20 protein-coding genes are annotated in these 24,360 nt (G+C 39.2%); 12 read left to right on the top strand and 8 right to left on the bottom strand.

The genetic code is table 11. The features are described from left to right. The first annotated feature begins 39 nt into the window (after positions 1-39). The 3 genes from BGP15_RS02205 (at position 40) to gloA2 (ending at position 2,420) form a co-directional block, all read left to right on the top strand. The gene (locus BGP15_RS02205; RefSeq protein WP_286768587.1) at positions 40-756 is read left to right on the top strand and encodes a 3-ketoacyl-ACP reductase; all 717 of its coding nucleotides are present in this window, start codon (positions 40-42) and stop codon (positions 754-756) included. 120 nt (positions 757-876) lie between these two features. Further along, complete coding sequence (locus BGP15_RS02200) at positions 877-1,938, top strand: NADH:flavin oxidoreductase/NADH oxidase (RefSeq protein ID WP_286768586.1); 1,062 nt, start codon at positions 877-879, stop codon at positions 1,936-1,938. A gap of 89 nt (positions 1,939-2,027) precedes the next feature. Beyond that, positions 2,028-2,420: an SMU1112c/YaeR family gloxylase I-like metalloprotein gene (gloA2, locus tag BGP15_RS02195; protein WP_286768585.1), complete on the top strand. Its 393-nt coding sequence runs from the start codon at positions 2,028-2,030 to the stop codon at positions 2,418-2,420. Positions 2,421-2,484: 64 nt separating this feature from the next. On the opposite strand, the gene infB is transcribed toward gloA2, so the two are convergent. The 4 genes from infB to BGP15_RS02175 all read right to left on the bottom strand — a co-directional run bounded on the left by infB (position 2,485) and on the right by BGP15_RS02175 (position 8,463). Next, entirely contained in the window at positions 2,485-5,634 is a 3,150-nt protein-coding gene (gene infB / locus BGP15_RS02190) for a translation initiation factor IF-2 (RefSeq protein WP_070567751.1), read from the bottom strand. Between the two features lie 103 nt (positions 5,635-5,737). After that, positions 5,738-6,979 (bottom strand): transcription termination factor NusA, encoded by a 1,242-nt coding sequence (gene nusA / locus BGP15_RS02185; RefSeq protein ID WP_070567754.1) that lies wholly within the window; start codon positions 6,977-6,979, stop codon positions 5,738-5,740. 5 nt (positions 6,980-6,984) lie between these two features. Further along, positions 6,985-7,449: a ribosome assembly cofactor RimP gene (gene rimP, locus BGP15_RS02180; protein WP_286768584.1), complete on the bottom strand. Its 465-nt coding sequence runs from the start codon at positions 7,447-7,449 to the stop codon at positions 6,985-6,987. 237 nt (positions 7,450-7,686) lie between these two features. Beyond that, positions 7,687-8,463 (bottom strand): XRE family transcriptional regulator, encoded by a 777-nt coding sequence (locus BGP15_RS02175; RefSeq protein ID WP_070567758.1) that lies wholly within the window; start codon positions 8,461-8,463, stop codon positions 7,687-7,689. A 102-nt stretch (positions 8,464-8,565) separates the two neighbouring features. Between BGP15_RS02175 and BGP15_RS02170 the strand changes: the two genes are divergently transcribed. Continuing rightward, positions 8,566-8,889: a GIY-YIG nuclease family protein gene (locus BGP15_RS02170; RefSeq protein ID WP_112376125.1), complete on the top strand. Its 324-nt coding sequence runs from the start codon at positions 8,566-8,568 to the stop codon at positions 8,887-8,889. A 68-nt stretch (positions 8,890-8,957) separates the two neighbouring features. Here BGP15_RS02170 and BGP15_RS02165 read toward each other — a convergent pair whose 3' ends face one another. Next, positions 8,958-11,219 (bottom strand): penicillin-binding protein 1A, encoded by a 2,262-nt coding sequence (locus tag BGP15_RS02165; protein ID WP_353681973.1) that lies wholly within the window; start codon positions 11,217-11,219, stop codon positions 8,958-8,960. A gap of 518 nt (positions 11,220-11,737) precedes the next feature. On the opposite strand from BGP15_RS02165, the gene rpoN reads away from it, so the two are divergent. The 3 genes from rpoN (at position 11,738) to BGP15_RS02150 (ending at position 15,326) form a co-directional block, all read left to right on the top strand. Beyond that, a complete protein-coding gene (gene rpoN / locus BGP15_RS02160; RefSeq protein WP_286768582.1) occupies positions 11,738-13,204 on the top strand; it encodes an RNA polymerase factor sigma-54 in 1,467 nt (488 codons plus the stop codon). Positions 13,205-13,284: 80 nt separating this feature from the next. Then, entirely contained in the window at positions 13,285-14,160 is an 876-nt protein-coding gene (locus tag BGP15_RS02155; protein WP_286768581.1) for a carbon-nitrogen hydrolase, read from the top strand. An 89-nt stretch (positions 14,161-14,249) separates the two neighbouring features. Continuing rightward, positions 14,250-15,326, top strand: coding sequence for an agmatine deiminase family protein (locus BGP15_RS02150; RefSeq protein ID WP_286768580.1), 1,077 nt, complete (start codon positions 14,250-14,252; stop codon positions 15,324-15,326). Between the two features lie 108 nt (positions 15,327-15,434). Here BGP15_RS02150 and agaR read toward each other — a convergent pair whose 3' ends face one another. The 3 genes from agaR to proS form a co-directional block, all read right to left on the bottom strand. Beyond that, the gene (gene agaR, locus BGP15_RS02145; RefSeq protein WP_046675473.1) at positions 15,435-16,196 is read right to left on the bottom strand and encodes a transcriptional repressor AgaR; all 762 of its coding nucleotides are present in this window, start codon (positions 16,194-16,196) and stop codon (positions 15,435-15,437) included. 220 nt (positions 16,197-16,416) lie between these two features. Further along, positions 16,417-17,205 (bottom strand): Rossmann-fold NAD(P)-binding domain-containing protein, encoded by a 789-nt coding sequence (locus BGP15_RS02140; protein ID WP_286753756.1) that lies wholly within the window; start codon positions 17,203-17,205, stop codon positions 16,417-16,419. A gap of 15 nt (positions 17,206-17,220) precedes the next feature. After that, positions 17,221-18,693, bottom strand: coding sequence for a proline--tRNA ligase (gene proS, locus BGP15_RS02135; RefSeq protein WP_286768579.1), 1,473 nt, complete (start codon positions 18,691-18,693; stop codon positions 17,221-17,223). Between the two features lie 178 nt (positions 18,694-18,871). On the opposite strand from proS, the gene BGP15_RS02130 reads away from it, so the two are divergent. From BGP15_RS02130 to BGP15_RS02110, 5 genes are all read left to right on the top strand, one after another. Further along, positions 18,872-20,065 carry a hypothetical protein gene (locus BGP15_RS02130; protein ID WP_084823262.1) on the top strand — a complete coding sequence of 398 codons (1,194 nt, stop codon included), beginning with the start codon at positions 18,872-18,874 and terminating at the stop codon, positions 20,063-20,065. Positions 20,066-20,135: 70 nt separating this feature from the next. Further along, entirely contained in the window at positions 20,136-21,728 is a 1,593-nt protein-coding gene (locus tag BGP15_RS02125; RefSeq protein ID WP_286753755.1) for a hypothetical protein, read from the top strand. Positions 21,729-21,890: 162 nt separating this feature from the next. Further along, entirely contained in the window at positions 21,891-22,646 is a 756-nt protein-coding gene (locus BGP15_RS02120) for a hypothetical protein (protein ID WP_286768578.1), read from the top strand. 11 nt (positions 22,647-22,657) lie between these two features. Then, on the top strand, positions 22,658-23,581 hold the full coding sequence (locus BGP15_RS02115; RefSeq protein WP_286768577.1) for a LysM peptidoglycan-binding domain-containing protein: 924 nt from the start codon (positions 22,658-22,660) through the stop codon (positions 23,579-23,581). A 32-nt stretch (positions 23,582-23,613) separates the two neighbouring features. Continuing rightward, positions 23,614-24,252 carry a uridine kinase family protein gene (locus BGP15_RS02110; RefSeq protein ID WP_046675464.1) on the top strand — a complete coding sequence of 213 codons (639 nt, stop codon included), beginning with the start codon at positions 23,614-23,616 and terminating at the stop codon, positions 24,250-24,252. Positions 24,253-24,360: the final 108 nt, after the last annotated feature.

Here is a 24,360-nt window from a genome sequence, read left to right as displayed (position 1 = left end):
TCTGACAGGAATAAAAAAGATCATGCCTATTTTTATATTATGGAAAATATAACAGGAAAAAGAGCCTTAATTACGGGTGGTGCGCGAGGATTGGGGAAAGCGATTGCCTATGCATTAGCGAAAGAAGGTGTTCATATCGCGATTACCGGTAGAAATGAAGCTGCTTTAAAGGATACGGCCACGGAACTTGCCGAGCTGGGCACTGAGGTCACTTATGCCGTCTTTGACGTATCAAATTATAGTGCAGTACAGGAGGAGATCGAGCGATTGAAAAAAACCTTCGGTAGCTTTGACATATTAGTTAACAATGCGGGAGTAGCATCGTTTTCCACTGTGCTCGACATGGATGTTGCCGATTGGACATCGATAATTCAAACGAATCTCCTGGGTACATATTTTGTTACAAAAACTATTCTTCCGCAACTGATTGAAAAAAATCAAGGCGATATCATTATGGTATCTTCGACTGCCGGATTAAATGGCGCAGCCACCACTTCCGCTTATAGTGCATCAAAGTTTGGCGTCATCGGCTTCGCCGATTCTTTAATGCGGGAAGTACGGAAAAACAATATTCGGGTATGTACACTTATGCCTAGTACGATTGCCTCGGATATGTCCAAAGATCTTGGACTTACCGATGGTGATCCAGAAAAAGTTCTTCAGCCTGAAGATTTCGCGGAGCTGATCATTGCTAATTTAAAACTACCAAGAAGAGCCATGTTAAAATCAGCTTCTTTATGGTCTACAAATCCCTAATAATCGAATAGCTATTCATCAGGGTCAAATACAGCCCTTTTAATAGCTTTCTTTTATGATACAAAGAAATTGATCAAGATAGGAGCTTTCATTGCTCCTATCTTCTATAAACAAGCAATTATGAGTCAATTATTTTCATCAGTAAACATCGGAAATTTAGAATTGAAAAATCGTTTGGTTGTATCCCCAATGTGTCAATACTCGGCAAAAGATGGTTTTGCAAATAACTGGCATTTGGTTCATTTGGGCCAATTTGCAATCGGCGGAGCTGCAGCAGTAATACAAGAAGCAACAGCAGTTAGCCCTGACGGTCGAATCAGTGATGGAGACCTTGGCTTATGGGACGACCAGCATATCGAAAAATTAAAAGAAATAACCGAGTTCATTAAAGCAAATGATTCCATACCCGGCATACAACTTGCCCATGCAGGCCGCAAAGCAAGCAGCAATAAACCTTGGCTTGGCAGGAATCAATTTTCACCAACGGACCCTCAGGGCTGGCAAACAGTTGCTCCATCTGCAATAGCTTTCCATGCAGGAGATTATGAACCACAGGAACTTGATGTTTCCGCCATTGAAAATCTGATTGAACAATTTGGAACAGCGACGAAAAGAGCAATCCAAGCCGGCTATGAAATTATTGAACTCCATGCAGCACATGGATATCTGATCCATCAATTTCTTTCACCACTGAGCAACTTACGAAAAGACACTTTCGGCGGGATCTTTGAAAATAGAATACGCTTTCTTATTGAAATTGTGAAAAGAGTAAAACAAGAAATAACAAGCCAAAGTTTATGGGTACGTATTTCAGCAACTGACTGGGCCGAAGCCGGCTGGGACTTAAAGCAATCCATAGCCTTATCACAACAGCTATATGCATTGGGGGTAGACCTGATTGATGTTTCAAGTGGAGGATTGGTCTCCTATCAAAAAATAGATGTAGGTCCAGCATATCAGCTCCCTTTCGCCATCGCGATTAAGGAGCATACCAAGAATAACGTCGCCACTGTAGGTTTAATTAAAACTGCTATTGAAGCATCCGAGATCATTACGCGAAAGCAAGCAGATTTAATCTTAATCGCACGGGGATTTCTTGATGATCCACACCTTCCATTACATTTTGCCAAAGAATTAGACGCTGAAATTCCTTGGCCTAAACAATATGAAAGAGCAAAATAATAGGAGAGACATGGTAAAATAGTCTGTATATGCTCCATATCCTAAATGAACAAAAGATATAACAAATGCCATGAGATAAGTATTGAAAGATGAAATTAAACCTCAACAGGATACATCATATCGCCATTATCTGTAGTGATTATGAACGTTCAAAGAAATTCTATACGGGCATACTGGGCCTAGAGATTGCTAGAGAATACTATCGTGTGGAACGTGATTCCTACAAACTGGACCTCAAACTCAATGATCATTACATTATAGAACTTTTTTCGTTCCCATCACCGCCTAATCGGCTCAGCTTTCCAGAAGCTGCCGGTTTAAGACATCTTGCATTCGAAGTCGATAATCTCGACCTAGAATTAAATAAGCTCGAAAAAGCAGGTGTATCACATGAAGGGATCAGAATAGACGAGTTAACAAATAAACGCTTTACATTCTTCTTTGATCCTGATCAGGTTCCAATAGAACTATACGAACGTTAAAACAGAAAGCGGCATTGATTAAAATCAATGCCGCTTTCTGTTTTATTAGTGTATCACTAAGTGATTACAATTTACGTTTCACTTCAACTTGTTCGTAAGCTTCAACAATATCTCCTACTTGAATATCATTAAAACGGTCAATATTCAAACCACATTCATAACCCATTGAAACTTCTTTCACATCGTCTTTAAAACGTTTCAACGATGCCAGTTTACCAGTATGAATTACAACACCATCTCTGATTATGCGGATATCATTATTTCTATTGATCTTACCTTCTTTAACCATACATCCGGCAATCGTACCCACTTTAGAAATTTTGAAGGTTTCTCTGATTTCAACTTCAGCAACGATTTTCTCTTCAAATTTCGGTGCCAACATACCCTCCATCGCAGACTTGATTTCATCAATCGCATCATAGATGATCGAATATAAACGTACATCAATTTGCTCGTTCTCTGCCAACTTACGTGCGTTTTGTGTTGGACGTACTTGGAAACCTATGATAATCGCATCGGAAGCAGAAGCTAACAATACATCTGATTCAGAGATTGCACCCACTGATTTGTGAATGATATTAACCTGAATTTCGTCAGTAGACAATTTCAATAATGAATCTGATAATGCTTCAATAGAACCGTCCACATCACCTTTAACGATAATATTAAGTTCTTTAAAGTTACCGATAGCCAAACGACGACCGATTTCATCCAAGGTAATATGTTTAGTTGCACGCATGCCTTGCTCGCGTTGTAACTGAAGACGTTTGTTAGCTACAGTTCTAGCTTCAGACTCGCTTTCAAGAACATAAAGCTTATCCCCTGCTGTTGGTGCGCCGGCCATACCCAAGATTTGCACTGGAACAGAAGGTCCCGCCTCTTTAACACGTTCACCTCTTTCATTAGTCAAAGCCTTCACCTTACCTGAATGCGATCCCGCTAAAATAGGGTCTCCAACACGTAATGTACCACTTTGTATCAACACCGTTGTCACGATACCACGACCTTTATCCAAAGCTGCTTCAATTACTGAACCAACAGCACGTTTTTTCGGATCAGCTTTTAGATCTAACATCTCAGCTTCCAATAGAACTTTCTCTAATAATAGGTCAACATTTTCCCCCGTTTTTGCTGAAATCTCTTGCGCTTGGAACTTACCGCCCCAGTCTTCAACTAAGATATTCATCGCAGAAAGCTGCTCACGGATTCTATCAGGATTTGCTCCCGGTTTATCTACTTTAGTAAATGCAAATACGATTGGAACTCCTGCTGCCTGCGCGTGGTTGATCGCTTCTTTTGTTTGCGGCATGACGGCGTCGTCAGCTGCGATAACAATAATAACAATATCTGTTACTTTGGCACCACGGGCACGCATCGCTGTAAAAGCCTCGTGACCAGGGGTATCCAAGAAAGTGATCTTCCGACCATCCTCCAATTTCACCGCGTATGCACCGATATGTTGGGTGATACCACCCGCCTCACCAGAAGTAACGTTCGCCTTACGGATATAATCCAGTAAAGAGGTCTTACCATGGTCGACGTGTCCCATGACCGTTACAATAGGCGCTCTTGAAATCAAGTTCTCTTCTGTATCCGGTTCCTCCAATTCAGCAGTCTCCTCATCCTCAGGTTTGATAAACTCTACCTGATAACCAAATTCATCCGCTACAATGGTTAAAGTTTCCGCATCTAAACGCTGATTAATTGACACGAACATACCCAAACTCATACACGTTGCAATAATTTGGGTTACCTGAACGTCCATCAAATTAGCTAATTCGTTTGCAGTTACGAACTCTGTAACACGCAATACTTTTGCCATCATTTCTTGCTCCATTGCAGCTTCTTCCGCATGTTGAGCAACATCATCACGTTTCTGACGTCTCAATTTGGCACGTTGCGCAAATTTACCAGATTTACCTGCACCACTCAAACGAGCAAGTGTTGCTTTGATTTGATCTTGGATTTCCTTTTCAGTAGGTTCTTCCTTATTCTCAACAGGTCTTCCCTTACCTCTATTGTCAAAACGATTACCGTGTTGCGGTCTCGTACCTTGTCCTGGTCTACCTGAGTGTTGGTTGTTACCTCCTTGTCCCGGTCTACCTGGGTGTTGGTTGTTGTTTTGCCCTTGACGATTGTTCGGGTTGTTGTTAGGACCATGATTCCCACCTCGGTTACCTCCTTGTTGGTCCCGGTTGTTGGGATTGTTACCATCGCGCGGTCCACGGTTTTGATTATTATGACCTTGACCTTGCCCCGCATTTGGGTTTACTGGACCATTTGGATTCGTACGCTTACGCTTACGTTTCTCATTATTATTTCCAGCATTTGAAGATGAAGCCACTGGTTTGTGGGAAGGTCTAGCAGATGGTAATTCAATTTTACCAATGACTTTAGGACCTGTCAATCTTTCCGCACGAGCAGAAATAATTTCATCTCCTTGTTTTTTCGCAGGCTCCACTATTGGAGTTACTGGCACAGCTTTCGGCGCTGTTTCTTCTTTTTTCTTGTCTTCTACCTTCACAGGTTCAGTTTTTGTCTCTACAACCGGAGTTGCTTTTACTTCAGTTTTATTTACTTCGGGTTTTTCTATTTCAGCTTTTGGTACAACAACTTCCGGCTTCTTTTCAATAACCTTTGGTTCTTCTTTTTTCGCTTCAACAATAGGCGCTTTGACTTCGGCTTCCTTCTTTTCTTCCACCTTAGCTTCAGCTTTAGCCTCTACAGGCGTTTCTTTAATGGTTTTTGGTTCCTCCTTAACAGGTTCTTCCTTCTTGACCTTACTTCCGCCTCTATTCAATGCGTCAAGATCAATCTTACCAACCACTTTCATACCACCTTGATGAACGGGCTCCTCCACTTTTGCAGGAGTAGTTTCCTTAACAGAAGGGATTTCTACTGTATTCTTGACCAAGATTTCCTTGGATTCATCATGATCTTCGAAATCCTCATTCTTAGATGATTCCTTAGGAGAAGAGGACGGCGACTCCTCACGACGAATTTTGCCAATCACAATTTGTTTAGCTTCATCTTTCAGTGATTTGTCTCCCTGAAACTCTTTTAACAGCACACCATACATCTCTCCGCTCAATTTAGTGTTAGGCTTTGCTTCTACATCATATCCTTTTTTCACTAAACATTCCACGGCGGTATGTATCCCGATGTTGAGTTCCTTTGCTGCTTTAAGCAAGTTTGTTCCTTTTCCTTCAGTCATCTATAATATAAACTATTTTAATATAATTACAAAAATATGTTTTTTTCCATCCATAAACAATTTATTCCGAATGTTAGATAGAAAAAAATTAACGAGCTGAATTTTATTCAAATTCAGCTTGTAAAATACGTACAATCTCACGAACAGTATCCTCTTCCAAATCGGTACGTCTAACCAGCTCTTCCTCGCTAAGAGACAACACCGACTTCGCTGAATCCAAGCCGACACGCTTCAATTCATCAATAACCCAGCTTTCAATCTCATCGCTGAATTCTTCGATATCGACATCTTCATCAAACTCGTCATTTTCGCGATAAACATCTATTTCATAACCAGTCAATTTACCAGCCAATTTAATATTATGTCCCCCACGTCCAATGGCTAAAGAAACTTGATCCGATTTTAAATATACAGCCGCAGTCTTATTTTCTTCATCGATTTTGATTGAGCTAATTCTTGCAGGGCTCAAAGCACGAGCGATGTACAACGAATGATTTGTTGTAAAATTAATTACATCAATATTCTCATTACGCAGTTCACGAACGATACCATGAATACGAGACCCCTTCATACCAACACAAGCTCCTACAGGATCAATACGATCGTCATAAGACTCAACAGCAACCTTCGCTCTTTCCCCTGGCTCACGAACGATTTTCTTGATCGTAATCAAACCATCGAAAATCTCAGGAACCTCAAGTTCAAATAAACGTTGTAAGAACGCAGGTGCAGTACGTGAAATAATAATCTTCGGATTATTATTCATCATATCTACTTTATGCACAACTGCGCGAATGCCATCTCCCTTTTTGAAATAGTCAGCTGGGATTTGCTCTGATTTAGGAAGAATTAGTTCATTCCCGTCCTCATCCAATACCAAGATCTCCTTTTTCCAAATCTGATAGACCTCACCAATGACCAACTCTCCTTCTCTATCTTTATATTTCTTAAAGACCTCGTCTTTTTCCAATTCCAAAACCTTAGATACAAGCGTCTGACGTGCCGCTAAAATTGCACGACGACCAAAGCTTTCCAATGTGATCTGTTCAATAAAATCATCACCTACTTCCAAATCTTCATCATGCTTTCTAGCTTCCGCTAATTCGATTTCAAGGTCATCATCTTCTGAAAACTCATCTTCAACAACGACACGCGTCCTCCAAATCTCCAAATCTCCGTTATCTGGATTCACGATAACATCCACATTTTCATCCGTACCAAAACGACGACGGATCATACTACGAAAAACCTCTTCCAATACTGTAATAACAGTAGGTCTATCGATATTCTTAAACTCCTTAAACTCTTGAAAAGAGTCTATCAGATTGATGTTGCTGTTACTCATTATTATTAAAATGAAATTACCACTTTTGTTGCTTTTATTTGATCAAAAGGAAGTTCTTTTTCTACCTCTTGTGCTTTTTTACCTTTTTCTTTTATCTTTTGAAGAACATTGATCTTCATCTCGTCTACGGTCAATAATGTACCTTCAACTTTTGTATTATCGTTCAACTTTACCTGAACTGTACGACCTATATTCTTTTGATACTGTCGGATATTAACAAAATTAGCATCAATACCTGGAGATGAAACCTCTAAACGGTAAGCATCATCAATTACATTTTCCTCCTCCAAGTGGAAACCAACATGACGGCTCACCTGTGCGCAATCATCAATATTCACACCATTATCTCCGTCCAAAAGAATCTCGAGAATTTTATTTGGGCGCATCTTCACATTGACGATAAACAAATCCTCGCGATCTGCAATTTTTTCCGCGATGAGTTCAATAACTCTCTTTTCTATATGCTGCATTGTTCTGTTTCTAGAAATGCTAAATTAATTGAATTAAAAAAAGGGGGCAATACGAGCCCCCTTCCTTTCAGATATGCAAATATAGCATTTTATAAAATAAAAAACAAACTTAGATAGATTGTTTTTATATTCAATATACCTACAGTCCCTATAAAAATAAGCTATCGATCGCTCCTCAGTCCTTGCAATCATCTTCACAGCGTGACTAAATAATAAAAATACGTAGATAATTCTCCACTATTTAGAACCATCCACCACTGCATTAATCGTCTTCTGCATTTGCGCCATCATGCTTGTCAGGGTTTCTATGGTTGGCTCCGGAGTAGGTTCGGGCAGCTGTGTACTGATAAAAGCCTTAGCCTTCCACACTTCAAGAATATCAGCAGTCTCTACCCAATAAGGCTCATAGGTCTTATTATCAGAAACAAGCTTCAAACCTTTATCCTCTTTAAATTTAAAAGCAACGCGTTTATACACCACACCATCTTCTTTCGACACGACAATATAGGTACTTCCTGGTTTAATATCATGCCAATTTTCTACGTATTCGGCCACAATAATAGAACCAGAAGGTAAAGGCAACATCGAATCCCCTTTTATTTCAAAAGCACGAAATGTCCCCTGACCAAACATAGGTAGCGAAAACTTTGGCAACTCAGCAACATATTCTGGATCACCATATCCATTTAAATACCCCGCACTAGCCTTAACCGGAACAAGTTCGATATTTTCACGATCATCTGCATCCACAGTCACACTAAGCACCCTTAAATTTGAGGCATTGCTTTTAGGAACCGGCTTCCATTTGTCATCAATAACATCGTTTGCCAACTCATCCATAGTCAAACCATAGAATTCGGCAATCTTCTTTAATAACTCATATTTAGGCTCTGCTCGATCTTCCTCGTATGCACCGACAGACGCACGCTTAATTTCCATAAGATCAGCAAATTGTTGCTGGGTGATTTTTTTTCCTTTTCGAAGGAATTTCAGATTGGACGAAATATTTGACATATTATTTTTTCAAAAAAATATTTTGCAAAAACTAATTTTATTAGTAATATTGTGCCAATAAAATTAGTAAATATATTTTAAACGTCCAAATAATTTAGCATTATGAACAATTTTATTGTATATATATCAACCGACAACAATCGGAAACACTTTAAAATCGGTCTCAGTTCCAACATCTTTAGTACAGTAATGGAACTACAGCAGTCCAATAATTTTATTTTCAACCAGGGCCCTAGCTTAAATCGAATAATCTACACAGAATCTTTCACAAATTCGGAGACCGCCAATAAGAGAATAAGTGAACTGCAACATTTTACAACCATGCAAGTCGAAAGGCTCATCCGTAAATATAATCCTAATTGGAATAATCTTTTCCCTCAGCAACACCAAACGTTCACCAAGAGAGATTCCAACCACGCAGCCTAGCATAAAAAAAGCCACCTTAGTTAAACTAGGCGGCCATCTTTATTTTTTAGATATATCCTTAACTATTATCAGTTTTGACTACCAAGCTCCTCCAACGAGGATGACCCTACGCTACTCGTTCCGCTATCAGCACCTTCAGTATGATTACGCTCAACAGGATGCTCCGTTCCCTCTTCCTCAGGCCCGATAAATCCTTCATCAGCGGGCTCTTCTACTTGTGTCGAATCACTTTGCTCTGGTTCCGGATCACTATAACGCGGAGTTTCGCATTTGTAAGATTTCGTAATTTCAACAGTAGGACTAGGAAACTTACCTTGCGTATACCCCAATTGTTTGTCTTTATAAACAGACTCCATATACACCCCAAATATTGGTAATGCTGTACGAGAACCTTCTCCCGAATGAGAATTTTTAAAGTGAATACTCCGTTCGTCACAGCCAACCCAAACACCTGTCACCAAATCTTTAGTCACTCCCATATACCAACCATCTACATATTCGGAAGAAGTACCTGTCTTTCCTCCGATTTCATTTTCCTTATCAAATAAATCCCATTCCCACAATCCCTGAGATGTACCTCCAGGTTCTTCCATACCACCCCGCAGCATATACGTCATCAACCAGGCATCTTGTTTATCCACCACTTGTTTACGCTCCGCCTGAAAAGTGGCAATAACATTACCATCATGATCCTCGATCTTAGACACCAATAAAGGTGAGACACGCTCACCGTGATTCATCATCGTCGAGTACCCATTCACCATTTCAAAAACAGAAACATCATTAGGTCCTAACCCCACAGAGGCAACAGGATTTAATTTACTTGTAATACCACAACGATGTGCCGCATCAACAACTTTCGCGGGCGTAACCATATCAGTTAACTGAACCGTAACCGAATTAATGGAACGCGCCATAGCATGACGCAACGACATTTCACGATAGGAAAAATTCCAATCTGCATTTTTAGGCTCCCACACCTCAACAGAATCTCCTTTATCAATCTTGATCGTAACAGGTTTATCCGTGATCTTATCACACGGAGACATCCCTGACTCCAAAGCAGCCAAGTATACAAAAGGTTTAAATGTAGACCCCGCTTGTCGCTTCGCCTGCATCACGTGATCATACTTAAAATATTGGTGGTTGATCCCACCCACCCATGCTTTAATTTCACCCGAGTACGGATCCATAGACATCATGCCTGCATTTAACATCATGGCATAATATTTCAAAGAATCCATTGTAGACATATCCTTTTGGATCTTACCACCATCCTTCCAATTATAAACTTCGATCTTCTTCTTTTTATTTAGGAAGTAATTGATGCTATCAGGGGTATTCGCATATTTTTTACTCAAAAAAGCATAATAAGGAGTTTTCTTTGCCAAATTATCCAAGAAGTTGGGTATAACCTTACCTGATAAATCACGCCAAGGCTCCTGACCCTCCCAGGTGTTATTTAGACGTTGCTGTAATTCAATCATTTGTTTCGCCACAGCCTCTTCAGCATGCTTTTGAAGTTTAGAATTTATCGTCGTGTAAATCTTCAAACCGTCTGTATAGATATCATAATTGTTATCCTCAGACCATTTTTCCAACCATTTAGCTACTGCAGCACGTAAGTAAGAATCTCCACCCGAATTAAGATCTTGACTATTTGTATTCAAAACAATCTTCTCCTTAACCAGTTTATCATACTCTTCTTTTTTCAGAAAACCACCTTTATACATTTGACTTAAAACGGTGTTTTTTCGCACAAAAGCATTTTCGGGATTACGAATAGGATTATATAAAGTCGTACCTTTTAACATGCCAATCAAAACAGCAGCTTCGGTCTGATTCAATTGATTCGCTCCTTTCGAAAAATAGCGCTTTGCAGCAGTCTCAATCCCATAGGCATTATTACTGAAGGATACTGTATTTAAATACATCTCCAATATCTGATTTTTGGAATAACGTTGCTCCAATTTATAAGCCGTCATCCACTCCTTAAACTTCGTGATCACTAGACCCGCCACGGGAAGACGCGTCAACAATCCACCGGCCTTATTATAACGAGTACGATAAAGATTTTTAGCTAACTGTTGCGTAATTGTACTCGCGCCTCGTTTATCCCCTTTTAATGTAGAGATAATACCTGATCCTAGACCAAAAAAATCAACACCATTATGGCTATAAAAACGAACATCCTCAGTTGCAATCAACGCATTAGTAACAGACTTCGGAATACTATCAAATGGAATTGGATTTCTGTCCTCGTCGAAATACCGTCCAATTAAAACACTATCTGCCGTGTATAATTCCGTAGAGATATTAACACTAGGCATAACGATATCCTTTTTTGTTGGAGAATAACCAAAGAGCCACAAAAAATTCAATTGTATAGCACACACCAATATAATGATAAAATATACTGCTATAACAAGATAACGAAGAATCCTATTCTTAATACGTTTAAACATAAATGGAAATTTATCTTATATTCAACACATCCGACCAGCAAAAGGTTTTACACCTGTCCAATATGCCTTTTTATCTATTTTCAGGGGCTAAATATACAACTAAATAAATCGCTGTAATCAACTATTTACATTTTTTAACAATAAAAAACACCTGCCAAACAACTGTAAAATACGACATAATTCGAAAGGGTGGATTTTGGAAATTACAGCCACGATTAAACAACAAAAGACCTATAGGTAGAAAAAGGCCTAGTCTCAAATTTCTTTGCAACTTTTTCCCGCGTTCCACAAATATTATACCCATTTTTTATTTATTATCGATTTTATTTTAAAATAATAATGATATTTGTTTAAATTTAGATGTAAAAAAGTCAACTATTAGCATGTTAAAACAAACATTACAACAAAAGCTATTACAGAAATTGTCCCCGCAGCAAATACAATTTATAAAATTGTTGCAGGTTCCGACTGTTTCATTAGATGCGAGAATCAAGGAAGAATTAGAAGAAAACCCTGCGTTAGAAGATGGTAGCTTGACTAATATGACCGATCCTATAGAAGAATACCCCGATAAAGATCCAGATGACAATTTTGACAATGAAGACGGATTCGACTCAGAAGACTTTAGTTTAGAAGACTATATCCAGGAAGATGATTTCAAAGATTATGGCAATGGCTATGACTACGGAGATGACGATGACGACCGAAAAGAAATACCTGTTGCAATTCAGCACTCCTTTTATGAGCAGTTACAACAACAATTAGACCTTTTAGCTTTAGATGACAAGCACTTTTTAATTGGCCAGCAAATTATTGGCAGTCTGGACGATGACGGCTATTTACGCCGGCCCATCATCAATCTTGTCGACGACCTCGCTTTTGGCCAAAATGTAATGACCGATGAACAGGAAGTATTGGATATGCTAAAGGTAATTCAAGATTTTGAGCCTGCAGGAATTGGAGCACGAGATCTGCAAGAGTGCCTATTGATCCAATTACAAAAAAAGGACACACAAAATCCCACAATCAAACTCGCTATTAAAGTCGTAGCGAATTACCTGGAAGAATTCACTAAAAAGCATTATGATAAATTAGAAAAATCTTTAGGCGTTTCATCAGAGGATTTAAAAAACGTAGTCAACGAAATCCTAAAACTTAATCCAAAACCAGGAGATTCTGGCGCAGTAGCAGGCAAGCAACTACATATTATCCCGGATTTCCATATCAGCAATAATGATGGAACACTGCATTTGACTTTAAATGGCCGAAATGCACCTGAGCTCCGCATAAGTCGTGATTACCAACACATGTTTGAACATTACGAGAAATCGGATCAAAAGGATAAAAAAATGAAAGAGGCTGTGCAATTCGTCAAACAAAAACTTGACTCAGCCAAATGGTTTATTGATGCAATAAAACAGCGTCAACAAACCCTACTAAAAACAATGAATGCAATCATGGAATACCAATATGATTATTTCCTCACTGGTGATGATCGTAAGCTAAAACCAATGATATTAAAAGACATCGCCGACAAAATCGATATGGATATATCAACTGTGTCGCGGGTAGCAAATTCAAAATACGTACAAACAGAATTTGGAACATTTCTCTTAAAATCGTTTTTCTCTGAAGCTATTCAAACGGATTCTGGTGAAGAAGTATCCAATAAAGAGGTTAAGAAAATATTGGAGGAGTGCATCGCAAAAGAAAATAAACGGAAACCCTTGGCTGACGAGAAACTCACTGAGATTCTCAAAGAAAAAGGCTACAATATTGCGCGGCGAACGGTTGCAAAATATCGGGAAGCATTGAACATTCCGGTAGCAAGATTACGAAAAGAGCTCTAAGAGCTCTTTTTGTTTTTCCTACCGACCAAATCCAAATTAAGAATAGTATCTTTGTGCTGTATTAAAATAAGCATTAAAGAATGAGCAAAGTAAAAGTTGGAGTTGTACAGATGAGCTGTACCGCAAGCAAACAAGAGAATCTCGAAAAAGCTATCGCTAAAGTAAAAGAAGCCGCTGCAAAAGGTGCGCAAATTGTGTGTCTGCAAGAACTATTTACCTCTTTATATTTCTGCGATGTGGAAGATTATGACAATTTCGCACTGGCTGAAGCTATTCCGGGTCCATCAACGGACGCCCTATCGGCTGTTGCTAAAGAAACAGGTGTCGTCATTATCGCTTCATTATTTGAAAAAAGAGCAGAAGGACTGTACCATAATACAACCGCTGTATTGGATGCAGACGGTTCCTATTTAGGAAAATATCGCAAAATGCATATTCCAGATGACCCTGCGTTTTACGAAAAATTCTATTTTACACCAGGCGATTTAGGCTACAAAGTATTCAAAACAAAATTTGGAAAAATAGGCATCTTAATTTGCTGGGATCAATGGTATCCGGAAGCATCTCGAATTACCGCATTGATGGGTGCCGAAATTTTATTCTATCCTACTGCTATCGGATGGGCAACAGACCAAGATGAAGAAACCAACAAAGATCAATATAATGCATGGCAAACAATACAACGCTCCCATGCCGTTGCAAACGGCGTTCCTGTTGTATCCGTTAACCGTGTGGGATTTGAACAAAATGGTGCAATGAAATTCTGGGGTGGAAGCTTCGTGACGAATGGACAAGGTAAATTACTCTACCTTGCTTCACATGACAAAGAAGAAATTGAGGTCGTCGAACTAGATTTAAATGAATCGGACTATTTCAGAAAACATTGGCCATTTTTGAGAGACCGAAGAATCGAAACATACGCGCCGATCACCAAACGTTTTATTGACGAAGACTAATATTGGATATGCTAGCCATTTCAGTTTCGAAGGCATACCACTGTGCTGAAACAAACTGAAATGGCTTTTTTAATCCCGCTAAAATAAGTATGGAACAAAAAAAAACATTCACCCTGGACTATTTTGACAATTCCCCAAAACAACAGGGCTTCTCTTTTCCTGCAGAATGGGCAAAGCAAGAAGCCTTATGGTTGAGCTGGCCACATAAAGAGGAATCTTGGCCCGGGAAGATCGAAACAATATACAAACCTTATTGCGAATTTATTAAAGCCGTAGCAGCAGGGCAAAAAGTAAGGATTAACGTCGCTAATGAGGAAATGCAAAATTTTGCTATTACCGCACTCAAAGAAGTGACAACAGATTTTAGCAATATCGAATTCTACTTTAATCCGACTAACGATGCTTGGTGTAGAGACCACGGTCCCGCTTTTATTATTAACCAAGCAACAAATCAAAAAGCAGTAGTCGACTGGGGCTATAATGCCTGGGGTGGAAAATACCCTCCTTTCGACCTGGACGATATTGTTCCGACACGTATTGCCACAACATTCAACCTTCCTCTATTTGTCCCTGATATCGTCATGGAAGGCGGTTCAGTTGAGTTTAATGGCGCAGGAACAATCATGACAACAACGGCTTGTCTATTGAATAAAAACCGAAATCCACACCTGACAAAAGAGCAGATAGAAACTTATTTAAAAGAATTTTACGGTCAGGAACAGGTTTTATGGCTTGGAAACGGTATCGTTGGAGACGATACAGATGGACACATTGACGATATTACACGTTTCGTCAACGAAAACACCGTTTTAACAGTTGTCGAGGAAGATCCAAGGGATGAAAACTACGAGATACTTCAAGAAAATCTAGCAACACTTCGTTCATTTAGACTCTTAAATGGAGAGCCACTTCATATCGTTGAGCTCCCAATGCCAGCACCGGTCATCTATGACGAAACAAGATTGCCTGCTTCTTATGCTAATTTCTACATTGCAAACGATATCGTTGTTGTACCGATCTTCAACGATAAAAATGACCAAAGAGCACTGGATATTATCCAAGGCTGTTTCCCTACACGTAAAGTCATCGGTATAAATTCCGTTGACATTATTTGGGGGCTGGGAAGTTTCCACTGTTTAAGCCAGCAGGAGCCGGCACTGAGCTAAAAAAACTATCCATAGAAAAAATGTCCCCAAAAAGTTAAACACTCTTTTGGGGACATTTTTTATGATAAAAAGTCGAGCATAGTTTTGAGTTTTTTTTGTTAAACTGTGTTAAACAACTATGACGTTTACCCCAGCTTTTTCTAACGATTCCACAAAGCTTGTATTTACTTTGTCATCGGTAATTAATATATCAATTTTATCAAAACCACAAATTCGTCCGAAACTTCTTCTTCCAAATTTGGAAGAATCTGCAAGAACGACAACTTTTTGAGCCGTATCGATCATAATGCGATTTAATTGAGCTTCCTGCGCACTTGACGTTGATACCCCGTACTCCAGGTCAATCCCGTCTACACCCAAAAACAATTTACTGCAATAAAAATCCTGTAATAAATTTTCTGCATACTTTCCCGTTACGGATGTTGAGGTCTTGCGAAGCGTCCCCCCCATCTGCATGATTTCAACCGAAGGATATTTGATCAATTCCATTGCAACATTCAATGCCGAAGTCACTACAGTAATATTTCCTTTAGGAACAATCTGCTTTGCTAGCGACTGCATGGTCGTTCCTGAAGCTATAATGATGGAATCATTTTCCTCAATCATTTCAGCCGCTTTTTTCCCGATCCTGCTTTTATCATCCGAACGAAGTTTCTCTTTTTCAAATACGGTACGATCAGTCGTATAAGGATTATATTGTGTTGCCCCGCCATGCGTCCTAAACAACAATCCACTATCTTCCAACAAGGTCAAATCCTTCCGAATGGTCACAGAGGAAACGCCCAATTCCTCACATAGATCAATTACCTGAACTACGCCGACTTCCTTTAATTGTTTTAAGATATATTGATGTCTCTCTACATTTGTCATGGCTCTATTATAATATGCTGTTAAAATACTAATCTATTATCGGTTTGTTCAAAGGAAAACACCAATATCTGGCAAAAATTTCTCGATATTGGTAAATTCCCGCAAATATGACCCTCTACTTAAATTTCCCATAGTAGAATTGATGTTAAAATAATGAAATTATTTAATTTTTTCACCTTGGTAGTCACAAATTCATTTTTCTTTTTAAAATAAAAATGAATTAAAATTGCAAAGGATCAGGCAGGACATATTCATACTCCAGTTCCTCTTGAAGTAATTCACCCCTAACTATTTTTTGAATCGTATTCGTTGCTTCGAATGCAAGTGGCAAAATATAGCCATATTTTTTTGCCGACGCTAGAATTACGTCCTTTTTTTTAGGATGTAAGGGAGCAACAACATTGTATACAGTATGTTTAAGCACATTGCAAGATGCCGCCTCTAACAGTCTGATCACATCATCGATATGAACAAAATTGGCTGGCTGTTCACCCGTCGTACAAATACGTTCGGAAAAATATTTGGCAAAAACACGGTTTTTACCAAACAAACCTCCTAATCGATAAATTATGGTATCAGCCAATCCCAACATGCATGCTTCAGCAAGCAAGAGTTTTGATGAGAGCTCGGTTGTATCTGCATAGAATTCATCAAATACAGCATCTTTATCCGGATAAATTCCAATAGAGCTCAGAAAGACTTGTTTCTTCCAAGTAATGTGCCTGTAAAATGATTTAATATTCAAAAATCTGTTTTCAAGAATCGCTACACTATTTTTCTGACTTGCCGGAATACTGTTTAATACGAAGTCAAATTGAGTAGGTAAATCTATCCTTGCTGGAAAGTTTTCATAATCAAAGTCTAGAATAAATGAAAAAATACCATCGGCATTAAGCCGATGGTATTTTTCAGATGTTGTCGTACTAGCCCAAACCTCATGGCCTTGATACTTCATATGTAGCGCAAAAGATTCTGCAAGCCAACCACATCCCAAAATGAGTATCCTCATATTCTGATAAGACTATTAATAGGCTTTTGCAAAGAGTACACGACGATTTGAAGGCTTCCCGGTAAAGATACAAACACCTTCCTCTTCTTTCGCATCCAGAGGAATACAACGAATTGTTGCCTTGGTTTCTTCTTTTACGCGTTTTTCTGTTTCTGTTGTTCCGTCCCAATGACAAGAGATAAAACCACCCTTACCTTCCAGCACTTCTTTAAACTCATCATACGAATTCACTTCAGTGAAATGCGATGTCCTGAAATTTAATGCTTTTTGGTAAATATTTTCTTGTATAGTATCTAGCAATTGTACAATAGTACCGGCCAAGCCCTCCTGAGCAACCGTTTCCTTCGTTTGGGTATCACGTCGCGCTAATTCTACCGTACCATTTTGCATATCTCTTGCCCCGACTGCGACACGTACAGGAACACCTTTTAACTCCCATTCTGCAAATTTAAAGCCCGGACGTTGAGTGTCCCGATCGTCGTATTTTACGGATATGTCGTTCACCCGTAATTCTTTTGTCAACTGATTCACGAATTCATCGATCTGTGCTTTTTCTGCATCAGTTTTAAAAATCGGAACAATGACAACTTGAATTGGTGCCAATTTTGGTGGCAATACCAATCCTTGATCATCTGAGTGAGCCATAATCAATGCACCCATCAAACGTGTAGAAACACCCCAAGAAGTCGCCCAAACATGCTCCAATTTTCCTTCTTTAGACGTAAATTTCACGTCAAACGCCTTTGCAAAGTTTTGGCCGAGGAAATGAGAAGTTCCTGCTTGCAATGCTTTTCCATCTTGCATCAATGCTTCAATACAATAGGTATCCAAGGCACCCGCAAAACGTTCGTTTTCTGTTTTTCTACCACGTACAACAGGCACAGCCAATATCTTTTCAGCAAATTCCGCATAGACATCAAGCATACGTTCGGTTTCTTCAATAGCCTCTTCTCTGGATGCGTGAGCTGTATGGCCCTCCTGCCACAAAAACTCCGCAGTACGCAAGAAAAGACGTGTACGCATTTCCCATCGTACGACGTTGGCCCATTGGTTGACCAAAATTGGAAGATCACGATAAGATTCAATCCAACCACGGTAGGTATTCCATATAATCGTCTCAGAAGTCGGACGTACAATTAGCTCTTCCTCCAATTTCGCCTCTTCATCCACTACGATCTTACCTGTACCATCGTTTTTTAATCTATAATGAGTTACTACCGCGCATTCGGTAGCGAAACCTTCCACATGCGCAGCTTCTTTTGAAAAAAACGATTTGGGAATGAATAAAGGGAAATAAGCGTTGCTATGACCTGTTTCTTTAAATCTTTTATCTAAGATCGCTTGCATCCGTTCCCAGATAGCGTACCCGTATGGTTTGATCACCATACAGCCTCGTACAGCTGAATTTTCAGCTAGATCAGCTTTGATCACAAGCTCGTTATACCATTGCGAATAATCTTCAGCACGACTTGTTATTCCTTTACTCATATGAAATTGATAAATTATTGTAACATTATTACGTTAAATCCCGTCTGTAATTCTAATACGAAAAGCGTTCAATAAAAAATATTTGTATTTTTGATTACTTCGATTAAACCCCTTCGAGAAATCTGCGTCTAAGATAGTAAATAAGGCTGTATAATCGAAAATAAGGATTTAGGATATTATGAAAAAAAATAGATTATTTATCGGAGCACTTGCCATAACAGGAGCGTTCATGCTTGGTTCCTGCGGTACAAGTAGGCAAATCTATGGCGACGATGTCTATGGCAATAATGGGCAAGCGAGACAAAAGGTTTATCAAAGCCCAGATTACTATTACACAGATGCAGATCAGTCCCAACCAAACGGACAGGCACAAGGTGGTTACTATGATGACGAATATTCTGATCAGGATTACAACAATGATTCCTATGAAGATCTTGAATATGCAAACCGTATCAATCGTTTCTATTACGCTAGTCCGGGCATGACGTACTTTGACCCATTTTTTGATCCATGGTATGGTTATGGTTTCGGTGGTTGGTATGGATACGGCCCTTCATTCGGAATGGGATGGGGATGGAACTCTGGATGGGGTTCATCCTGGTCTATCGGCCTCGGATGGGGTTGGGGATCTAGCTGGGGCTGGGGCTCTCCTTGGTATGGCGGTTACAGACCTTGGGGTGGCTGGTATGGCGGCGGCTATTGGGGATCTGGTTGGTATGGAAACGGTTACTGGGGCGGTGGCTACTGGGGTAACTCAAGACCACGCTATGCATCAAGTAGATCTGTATACAGAGATAACTATAACACGCGCAGTTCATCATCACGAACCCGAACTTCAGGTGGATATGACCGTAACAGTGTTGCTCGGAGTTCTGGAGGATACGACCGTACTGGCGTAGCACGTGATTCTAGAGGCAGAATTACATCCGTTGCTAGTAGATCAAGAAATTCTGATGGCACGGTATCTTCACGGAGTTCTTCATACGATAGAACTGGAGGAAGAACAAGAACATCAGATGGCGTTTCGAACAGAGCTTACTCAGACGGTATGCGTTCAAGAACGTCAGACAGAGTCAATGGCTCCTATCCAAACAACACACGTAGCACCTCTAGCGGATATTATAATAACGATTCCAGATCACGAAACAGTTCGGGAGAGGTATCTCGTCCGATGAGCCGTTCGATGGAAACACGTTCCAGCAACCCAAGCTCAACGTCAAGACCGTCGTATACTCCGCCAACAAGAAGCTATGATAGTGGTTCATCTTCCCGCTCTAGCGGTGGTTTTTCTGGAGGTGGTAGTTCTAGATCTTCGGGAGGAGGCTTCTCTGGAGGCGGTAGCTCAAGATCAAGTGGAGGACGTACTCGATAGTTAAAAGCATTTAAACAGTAGCACGCAGCATCTTGTGTGCTACTGATTATTATTGACGATATTTTAGCATATGACAATCAAAAAATTACTTTTTGGAACTGCATTCGTTTTAGGTGCAGCAGGGACTACTCAAGCGCAATATACGAAAGATGTACTTTTATTCTCCCAAGGGGACAATGGCGGAACAGCTCGTTTTAAGGCCATGGGAAATGCATCTACCGCATTAGGTGGAGATATAAGTTCGATTACGAGTAACCCCGCAGGTTTGGGTTACTTCAATCAGTCTGATATATCAGTAACTGGCAGGTACCTGAACAATAAAAACAAAACCGACTATTTTGGTCAAAATTCAAACAGTAGCAAGAACAATTTCAACTTAGATAATGCTGGAATTGTTTTTCACTTACCAACTTACCGCAATGGCGGGAACTTAGATCGAGGCTGGTTAAATTTCAATGTTGGTATTGCTTACAACCGAAATTACGTCTATAACAACCTGTTAGAATATCGAGGAGTAAATAATACGAGTTCGATATCAGATGCTTATTCAGACCGTCTTTCAGATGTCGGAGGAACTCAAGGCTGGGGCCAGGAAGTCTATAACAACTCTTTGTTATTCGACGTAGACCCCAAAAATGCGGGCGCCTATATCCCAATTACTGTTGGCGGAACTTTTGATGGAAAAAATGGCTTTAATCAAGTAAACTCGATCTTAGAAAAAGGTAGTAAATCCGAATCTGTTTTGTCATTTGGTGCGAATTATAGCAACAAATTGTATTTGGGAGCCTCTTTAGGTTTCACTGCGTTTACGTACGACAATTCCAGCTGGTTTACTGAATATGGTCAAACAATGACCGCCGACCAATTAAAAGCCATCAACAAAGATTCAGAATTTTTAAAACCAACCAATGCCCAAAAGTATGCCATGTTGGATAAAGATTATGAATTATATGATGATTATGCGCAAGCCACTGATGGTACCGGTGTAGACTTTAAACTTGGGGTAATCTATAAATTTACGCCAACGTTTAGCATGGGATTCACCGCTAAGTCACCTACATTTATGAGCATCCGGGATGAATCATATAGCAATTCTGAGTTCCGTTACTTCAGACCAAATGAAGACAAATCATTTAAAGAGTATAGAACCAGTGATGACGCAGGGCACAGTTACTTGGAGTATAACATGAATACACCCTATAAATTGTCTCTTGGGGCAAGCCAATTATTCTCAAGAGGATTAATAACGGCTGATGTCGAATGGGTAGACTATGCCGCTATGCGTTTTAAAGATGTGGGAAATTACAGTAAAACGTTAGAAAAGAACATGAATCAAAACATCAAAGATACTTACCAAGGTGCATTTAATGCCCGAATTGGTGGTGAAGTGATGTTTGATAATGTATTCAGCGGAAGAGCTGGTTTCAATTACAGTGGTAACCCCTATAAAAATGCAGACTACACGAATTATACAGCATCTTTAGGTATCGGCGCTAAACTTGGCCGCGGCATGTATGTTGATTTGACCGGTGCGTATAATGCAGTCAACTACAAAGAAAGCCCGTATTTGATTAATGAGAACTACTGGAATAATGCTAGTCCGGTAGCCGATATAAAAAATCAACGGACTAATGTTGTACTAACAATTGGTTCTAAATTTTAAACAGTATTTTTCTCAAAAAAAAGTCCAGCTATGTCTGGACTTTTTTTTGAGAAAAATATTGTTTAAAACAAACATAAAACACGATAAAATCAGTTTACGCGTGATTATACTTGTATATAAAAGTAACTTTATCTAAGTTTGTCCCCTTGGATTGAAAATTACATGGCAAATCACACAATTTCAAAAGCATTCAATTTCATTTTTACATACCCCATTTGGCGGATAGAAATCGATGCGGAGAATAAATTGATCGCTATAGAGACAAGAAATCCAGATGATACCTTTCCCTATTTTAATGTCATCACTTTTGAAGGAACTTACGTATTACAAGACTTCAAGGCAATAGCCAAAGAGTGGGTCCTAGCAGGAATTCAATGCAAAAAATTAATACTTAAGAAGATCGCCAATAATTCACCTATTGACGCAGGCATACAGGTAATCGATTGCTACAATCCGCAGCTTCAAGAAACCTGGTTCAACTACATATTCATCGGTATGGTTGATCAAGGCGTGCTTATTAGACCAAAAGTAATAGCAGAAGGCTTCCAATTATTTTTGAACCTCCAATCGATGTCGATTGAAAGCAAAAATGAAATTTTCTTTAAACCTTATGCTAGCGAGCTCGTCTATCCTATTATCTACAATGGTGAAATACCCCTTTTTTTGAAGGATTTCCCAATTGATGGTGAAATCTGGATAAATACAGTGAATGACTACTTTATTTGGGCTTTCTATGAAAAAGACAGAAACAATTGTTATCAAATCAGGCTAGTGCAATCCACAAGAGAAACATTGATAGAGTCTATTATTGCAGTTTCCAAGCTGGAACTAAAGCTCTTCAACATTTATTTTCTTATTCACGAACAAATATTCCTTTTGACAGATAATAAACGGGAGTTTGTTTCGTATTTAGTATAATTGCAAAATATATGAAAGTTTTATTCGAATTAAAGACATATAAAAAGATAGCTATTCTATCCATCGCGATATTAGCTATTCAACAAGTTGAAGCAAAAAACTCAACTTCTTTACGCGCTGATTTTATCCCTGATTCAGTAGGAACAGAAGCAATCAATGGTGAAGAATACGTGCTGTTCAAAATTGAAAAAGGAGATAATTATTACCAGTTAAGTAAAAAGTATAAAACGACGGTAGGCCAATTGACCCAAATAAACGGTAATGGAACATTAAGCCTGGGTCAAATTGTAAAGATTCCAACAGGTCGAAAAGCGAAATCAACAGTAAACAATGGCCGTGGAAATACGACAGTGCAAAATCCGCGTAATCCGCAGCAGCAAGAAGGTTTCACGGAATATATCGTTGGTGAGAAAGAGACACTTTATGCCATATCTAAAAGGTTCAGTATTTCTGTTGAAGACATCAAAAAAGCAAATAACTTAAAAAATAATGTTATTGGCGGTGGAATGAAACTCATGATCCCCAATCAGCCCCTGCCTCCTGAACGGCCAAAATTAGTTGAACCTAAAGGAATCGAAATTATAAGCCCCGATTCTACTGACGGTGATGATAAAGAAGAAAATCAAATTTCAACAAACCGCTACGGAATACGTGAAAAGTCCGAACGTGGTATTGGCGTCTGGATTGATGGGCTATCATCTCAAGGTACAAGCAACCTCGCTCTTCATAAGTCAGCTCCAGTAGGTACTATTTTAAAAATTACTAACCCAATGACCAAAAGTGTGACTTATGCAAAAGTGGTTGGTAAATTTAATGATAATGCCGAAAACCAAAATGCAATTGTCGTGTTGTCAAAGTCTGCCGCCGCGAGCATAGGCGCACTTGATAAACGCTTCCAGGTTGAAATTGCGTATGGATTACCTCTAGAAAATTAACAGAATAAAATAGCTTTTATAGCATAGTAAGAATGAATAACAAACCGTATGTCATAGGAATTGCCGGAAGTAGTGGTTCTGGGAAGACTTTTTTTTTAAATAGCTTTTTAAAACATTTTAACCCACATGAGGTGACCTTAATTTCCCAAGATGATTATTACATCCCTGCCAATACTAAAACTCAGGAGGAAAATAGGCTCTATAACTTCGATATTCCGACATCAATCGACAGAGATGCTTTTTATAAAGATATCAAGGCTCTCTTTAACGGTGAGACAATATATAAAGAAGAGTATACATTTAACAACCCTTCATTAACACCCAAAATATTAGAGATTAAACCGGCACCGATTTTAATTATTGAAGGTCTATTCATTTTCTATTATACAGAGATAAATAATTTAATCAATCATAAGATATTTTTAAGCGCTGATCAGGATATCGCGTTAAGACGACGCTTACACCGCGATCTGGTCGAACGGGGATACTTTGAAGATGATGTCATGTACAAATGGGTAAACCATGTTCTACCCTCCTACAACGAGTACCTACTGCCCTATCAGGACACTTGCGATCAGGTCATATTTAACAATACCGATGAACCAGAGCCAATCTGGGAAATCACCAACCAAATTTCTGAAGAGCTAAAATTAAAGCTCAATTTGGTATAAAATTAAAACAATCTAGAAAGGAGAATCTCGTAAACAGATTCTCCTTTCTATTTAAAGTACTTGATTTATTGATATCAAAATTTTAAATACCTATCTTTGCGCCACGAA

The organism is Sphingobacterium sp. 40-24, assembly GCF_001899705.1.
In the GTDB taxonomy this organism is placed as follows: Bacteria; Bacteroidota; Bacteroidia; order Sphingobacteriales; family Sphingobacteriaceae; genus Sphingobacterium; species Sphingobacterium multivorum.
This window is presented reverse-complemented; position numbering and strand designations above follow the sequence as displayed.